Source organism: Pseudomonas capsici (assembly GCF_017165765.1).
GTDB lineage: Bacteria > Pseudomonadota > Gammaproteobacteria > Pseudomonadales > Pseudomonadaceae > Aquipseudomonas > Aquipseudomonas capsici.
In genome coordinates this window covers 1-6,390 of record NZ_JAFGZD010000041.1, presented here as the reverse complement: position 1 = coordinate 6,390, position 6,390 = coordinate 1, and the positions used below count along the sequence as shown (strand labels likewise).

Below are 6,390 nucleotides of genomic sequence, written 5' to 3'. Positions count from 1 at the left end.
TGTTGTGTGGATCCCGGATCATCCTACAGCCCCCGGTTTACTTGAGGGTCTGTGTCAAACTATGTTGTAGGTAACCAGTTGAGGTGTGCATGATTTCACGTGCGCTTTGCGGAATATCCACCCAGGCCCGGTAGGTCTTTGGCTCCACGACTGATTGCCAACGCATGAAGATACGCTCGGGCAGGTCAGCCCCGACTACGGGTTTTACGTTACCCCCAATCCGATTCCAGCCTTTCGCCACTTCTGTGGCATCTCCAGGATTGCCTGTACCGATTGCGCCGCCACCGGGACGCTCAAAGGTCTTGCCTTGGATATCCACTACCGAGCTGTGTTCGACCAGTCCAGGCATGTAACTCGGCCCCATGAAATCCAGGCTCCACCACGGGTCTTTTGGATCATTTTGCCCCGATAGCGTATCAGCGGCCTTGCAACCAACCATCAACAGTGCGCCGAGCAGGGCTGTAAAAATGCGCATCAGAAGAGTGTCCAGTCAGGTGCATGGGGATGTTGGAGACGTATGGCATCTGCCGTGGGAGCATTGATGCTCATGTTGCCGTCGATTCTGATTCTATTTACTGCGCAGCCGGGCAGCTCTTGGCAGCAGCCTGAAGTGCCTTGACGTAGTCCACGTAGATATCCGCATCATAGGGTTCAATCGTCACGGTGAAGTGAGACTTGCCGTCATGGCTTATTGACTGGTCTACCTCCACAGCCCATGAGCGGCCAGCGTGTTGTGCAACCAGATAGAAGGCATGGGAGTTCAAGTCGCTGTTCTCATCCAGTGCCGAGTAGCGATAGCGAAGGTTTTTGTACCAGTCGCGAGTGCTCGTTATGGCATTCAGCGCTTCCTTGGCTGGTTGCTCATCTACCTCTTTCAGAAGTGCATTGCCAATAGTGAGTTTTCCGACATTTTCCAGTTCGGAGAATGGCACTGACAGCGGCTCGCGGCTGATCAACCGTGAGTACTCACAATCGAATACCCATCGACCGGTTTTGACGTAATCATCAGCATAAATCACTACGCCGTTACCCAAGTCCGTTTTGTATACGCTCATCATCACCTTGAACCCGTAGTAGCTCGCAATCAGTAGTAGCGGTAAGAAAATGGCTGTTGCAATCCAGCAAGCCTTACTTCGGTAGAAACTCAAAGTAGCCTCCTGGTACGCCAATGGGAGTATCGCCAGAAATCACGGGGTTAATGGCCACTCGGGCAGCACCCATGAAGTTGATCTGGTTGTTAGGTGATGCGGAAGCGATAGGCGATGTGCCGTGCCCTGAAATCGGGCAAAGGTGCATATCGTCAAGTCGAGCTGTTGGAGTCATACCATTCCTTGGTGGCAGTTAAAGCGGATATGGATGATAACCGTTATGAGTTGCACCACTCTCGCACGGTCTGAGGGCTTGTCCACGATTGCTATGAGCGTGAGCGCCAGCCATATCCGGGCGACTAAACCCGCTCGTTAAGTCTGCAGCGACGGCGGCAAAGTAGTGATCGGCTTTTACTGGCGCAAGCAGTCAGGTTTTTCTCGGAAATTTCGCTCAATGGAAAGGGAGGAGCCTTGCTGTTGGGGGATTTGGAGTCATCGTCAACACCGAGGAAAAAGTCGCGGCACTGCCGCGACAATTGTCCTGGACCCAATAATCATTCTCGGCCAGAGTAAAAGCCCGGAAGAGCGCGAGTTCTACTTGCGTATGGCGATCCAGAAAAAGTGGTCCAGCCGCGAGCTAGAACGCCAGTTCAAGGCTGCATTGTTCGAGCGCAGCGTCACCCAGCCAGCAAGTGCTGAAGCAATCTCACCCTGCCGCTCTGGAAGTGTTTCGCAATGCCTACATGATCGAGTTGGGTCGCGAGTTCTGCTTTGTCGGCTCTGAATACCCGCTGCAGGTCGGCGGGCGTGATTTTGCTCTGGACCTGCTGTTTTTCCATCGCGGCCTCAACTGTCTGGTGGCCATCGAACTCAAGGTTGGCCGCTTCGAGCCGGAATACCTGGGCAAGCTCGACTTCTACCTGGAAGCGCTGGATCGTAACGAACGCAAACCCCATGAAAACCCCGCCATCGGCGTGCTGCTGTGTGCCAGCAAGGACGATGAAGTGGTCGAATACGCCCTCAACCGCAGCCTGTCGCCAGCGTTGATTGCCGAATACCAGACTCGCTTGCCGGATAAGCAGTTATTACAGGCCAAATTGCATGAGTTTTATGCGATGAATACCGCGCAGTGAGTCGACGCAAATACAAAACCTGCGCAATGCAGGTTTTGTAATCCACACATCAACGAACCGAAAGATCCTCCAGTGAACGATCAACCTCGGCCTTGGCCATCTCCACCAGATGGACGACAGACAAGGCCAGATGCCGATGCGAACCACTCAAACGGTCGCCGCTTTCATAGGCTGTTGCTGCGGCACAACTCAATAGCTCGGAAGCACGCACGAGCGCATCTTCAAGGTAACGAGGGGAGAGGTGACAGGGTGGATCCGGTGTGATCTTGAGCATCATGAAACTCCAGTCAGAAGTGGAGCTGACGCCCTTTGCTGCTAAACGCCAGGCGGCAGCCATGCGCAGGTTAGCAGACCGGAGACTGGCACCCGGCGCACCCGAAGGTGCCCTACGCACGGCCACCATAAAATGCAGGCCGTAAAAAAGCACCTCGCAAAAGGTGGCGCAGTGCGCCCAGTCGGGTCCGGGCTGCTAAACCCGTTCGCTGAATATGCAGCGACGGAGGGAGGGTAGTGACCGGATTTCATGGGTGCAAGCGGTTGGGATTTTCTCGGAAATTTCGTTCAAGGGAAAGGGAGGCGTCTTGCTATTGGGGCTGTTTAGGCTGATCCTCTGTCTTATGTGAAGACCCGGTCTAATTTGTTCCGCATGCGGCAGTTATGCGGCCTACCGCATATGGGAAAAGTCGCGGCACTGGCGCGACATTTTTTTGGGGTAGATTCGAGTAGACGCCAGCAACTGCCTTCGGATACAAGTGAAAAGATTTACTATATGAAATAAGGTATATCACAGGGACGATCGCCCATTGTCAAGGAGTGTGTAAATGATCCTGAACGTTTCATTGCGAGACATATCTAGTTATGCGCCTGGTGTTAATGCAGTGCTGGGACCGCTTAAAAAAATCAACTTGATTTATGGGCAAAATGGTACAGGTAAGACCACGATTGGGAACTTTTTGCAAGCTACGGATGACCCCATATTTCACGGCTGCCGGGTGGATGGAACTATCGGACAGCCAGATATCCTCGTGTACAACCAGAGTTTCGTCGAGAGCAACTTTAATGGCAGAGGACAGCCGGGTATTTTCACGCTGAACCAAGGGAATATCGAAGCCGAGAAAACCCTCGCCGGAGCAGAGGCGACGATCAAGAAACTGACTGCTGACGAGGAGGCAGAACTCCGGGCCGGACAGGAGATCAAGAGTGCGCAAGAGGCTTTGGAGGATACTCTGAAGGAGGGCGTATGGGCGCCAAGGAGGCAGGCGGAGAGCACGTCGCTCCGGTATTGTCTTCAGGGGACGAATACCAAAGATCGGTTATTAGAAAAGGTCAAAGGCTTAGTCTATAAGGAGTCGAATGATACCTTCGAGTGCTTGGCCGCTGAGGTCGATGAGATCAATAAGGCCAGCGATCATCCGATTCCCTCAATCCGCAAGCTCACTTTTTCCGAACAAGCGGTTGAGAAGTCTCCGCTGTTTCAGGAGCGGATAACAGCGTCTGATGATTCGTACCTGTCTGCCTTGATCCTTAAGCTTGGCAATTCAGATTGGGTCAAGCACTCATTCTACTTTTTCAATGAGCACTCTGAACAATGCCCGCTTTGTCAGCAGTCGCTACCTGATGATTTCTACCATCAGCTCCAGAATGTGTTCGATACAACTTACGAGGAGCGTCTCCGGAGCCTCGATACTCTCCGCGTGCAGTACCAGGGAGCCGCTAGCCAGATATTGTCACAGATCGAAGGCAGCACCTACCCCAATGCCCTGCTGAACGAGTTGACTTCTGAGCTGAAGACACTGGTTATCTCGAACCTTCGTCTCATAGACGATAAGCTCCGGACGCCCTCGACCTCTGTCGAACTGGTTTCGACGGCAGCCAAGGTTATAGAGATCAATGCTTTAATAACGGTCGAACAAGCACGGATCGATGCCATTAACGAGAGGGTCCGAGAGAAATCCAAGCATCTTGGCTTGATTGCCGATCGATTCTGGAACTGCTACCGGGGACTCTGCGATGAACAATTCAAATATGCTGAGCCGAAAATTGCAGAGTTCGTCCGTCAACGTACGATGAAGAGGGAAGCGATTACCAGCATTCGCAGGGATATGGCTGCCCAAGGCCGTCTCATTGCGGATGCCAAATCCCAAATCACTAACATCGACCAAGCTGTTGGTAATATCAACCGCTGGTTGGGCTTGCTGGGGCTACAAGGCTTTCAGTTGGTACGGGAAGAAGGGGAAGTCCCTCGGTACCGTTTGCAGCGGCCCGAAGCTCAGGAGAAGGTCTTTAAGACCCTGAGCGAAGGTGAGAAGACGCTGATTTCATTTCTTTACTTTCTCGAAGTGTGCAATGGTGAACTCGATGTCAATTCGACTAAGATAAAGGCTGATCGGATCGTGGTGATCGATGATCCGATTTCCAGTCTCTCGCACAACTACGTATACGACGTAGCGACTCTTATACGTCGAGAGGTACTCTTGCCAGCAAATCGCTTCAAGCAGGTATTAGTGTTGACGCATAACCTGTTTTTCTTTCATGAGTTGATAAAGCTAGTGGAGGATGATCGGCGAAATGTGGATTTGGCACTCTTCAAGGTTTCAAAGTCGGCGTACAGCGTTATCCATCCATTGAGAAAAGAAGATATCAAAAATGACTATCAGGCATTCTGGCACACCTTGAAAGATGCACTGGAGGGAAAAGCGTCGCCCACCCTCATACCAAACATGATGCGGAATATTTTAGAATACTATTTTAGCTTCGTTCAACATAAAGACAGGCTTTGGAAAGTTTTGGATGATTTGGCCGAAGCTAACCCCAACCTCCGTGCGTTTTACCGCTACATCAATCGAGAGTCGCATTCTGACCCAGTTAATATTACTGAGTTCGGCGATATCAATGCGCAACAGTACCTTGAGCAGTTTCGGCAGGTCTTTGTCGCAACACAGTTCGAGGACCATTTCAAGCGCATGATGGCTTAATAACCGAGCTGAGATTAAAGTCTTTTATCGTCGGGGGGTTAGGGCTCAGGATGTGATTGCTTGAAGGGGGTCCCAATGTCTCACTTTGTATGGCGATATGCCTTCTCAAGGGGCCTATCACCTGTTACTATCTGATTCGCAGCCACCCCCAAAGATCTCTGTTTCCGCCACACGTTCGATTGCCCTGCTTTGCATATGGGATGTGAAGGCTATCAGCAGTTTGCTGAGAATGAATGGAGAACGTGCCATGAGAAATCATGAGAAAGTAGTGCCGGTTCGGCAATATGATCGTTACCGCTTTGGTCGTTGGGAAAAGGTGCGTAAGCATCTTCGCTCGCTTCCTCGCCGGTAATTGAACACCCCTGCGGGGGTGGTTGCATCCTCTCTGACTTTATCCCCGAAAACTTTGATTCTCCAGCTTGTGCTCCTATCTGATCTAATCGCAGATGTCAGCCTGCTCAGTAACCAAAGAAAAACAGCCCAAGGTGATCAGTATGGCAGATAGACACGATCGAGAGGGAGGATTGATTTTAGCTGATGATGCATGTTAGAGCGGCTAAAGCGCCTTTGCGCAATGTTGTATTCCAAGTCGGAGTTTTGAGCCTCCTGCGCAAAAATAAATTTTAATCTTAGATGCATACTCTTTTGCGGTGGAGCTAAAATCCAATTTTAAAAAAAACAGTCTAAATTAGATAATCGAAAAGTCCAATCGGTCAAAGCATCTCGTCAATCTGCGGTGCTCTAAGTTTTGATAATAATAACTTATGAAAAAATACGAAATTTATTGGTGTATATGCTCAGCGTCCTCTACGTCTAATCTTCTGGAGAGATTTTTTTTCTGATTGTCGAATCTGAAATTTAACTCTAGGAGTGATTCGTGATAGCTTCAGTTTTGCATTGTTTATATGGTTGCGAACTTTCGATGAGAATTTGTGCGCAACGATGCTCATGACTAGAAGGTCAGCGTTTTCTGTTTCTAAACAAAGTTCTGCGATCAGAATCGAGAGAGAGTCTGCGGCATAGCCCATAGCTACTTCACACCCGAAGGCTGGAGAGAGTTCTTCATTATATTCGATAGTCATTCCAAGACTAATTCGGGTAAGTGCTGCTAGTGCTCCGTAAGCGTACGGCGAACTCACCTTCCGAACTCCAGCATTAAGGGCGATGGTGTCCGCGTATTTTTAAGCGGACGCG

Annotated in this window: 3 protein-coding genes and 3 pseudogenes; 2 read left to right on the top strand and 4 right to left on the bottom strand. The window is 50.5% G+C overall.

From position 1 onward, the window contains the following. Window positions 1-76: 76 nt before the first annotated feature. The 3 genes and pseudogenes from JSY17_RS25385 to JSY17_RS26230 form a co-directional block, all read right to left on the bottom strand. A pseudogene (locus JSY17_RS25385) lies at window positions 77-475 on the bottom strand (DUF2931 family protein); the annotation flags it as partial. A 97-nt stretch (window positions 476-572) separates the two neighbouring features. Beyond that, window positions 573-1,148, bottom strand: a complete 576-nt coding sequence (locus JSY17_RS25380; RefSeq protein WP_206403369.1) for a hypothetical protein — start codon at window positions 1,146-1,148, stop codon at window positions 573-575. A 55-nt stretch (window positions 1,149-1,203) separates the two neighbouring features. Next, window positions 1,204-1,323, bottom strand: a pseudogene (locus JSY17_RS26230) (polymorphic toxin type 44 domain-containing protein); the annotation flags it as partial. A gap of 271 nt (window positions 1,324-1,594) precedes the next feature. Between JSY17_RS26230 and JSY17_RS25375 the strand changes: the two are divergent. After that, window positions 1,595-2,221 (top strand): annotated as a pseudogene (locus JSY17_RS25375) (PDDEXK nuclease domain-containing protein); the annotation flags it as partial. A gap of 49 nt (window positions 2,222-2,270) precedes the next feature. Here the strand turns inward: JSY17_RS25375 and JSY17_RS25370 are convergent. After that, the gene (locus JSY17_RS25370) at window positions 2,271-2,498 is read right to left on the bottom strand and encodes a DUF6124 family protein (RefSeq protein ID WP_371874974.1); all 228 of its coding nucleotides are present in this window, start codon (window positions 2,496-2,498) and stop codon (window positions 2,271-2,273) included. Between the two features lie 544 nt (window positions 2,499-3,042). Between JSY17_RS25370 and JSY17_RS25365 the strand changes: the two genes are divergently transcribed. Next, window positions 3,043-5,196, top strand: a complete 2,154-nt coding sequence (locus JSY17_RS25365) for an AAA family ATPase (RefSeq protein ID WP_206403367.1) — start codon at window positions 3,043-3,045, stop codon at window positions 5,194-5,196. Window positions 5,197-6,390 lie beyond the last annotated feature (1,194 nt).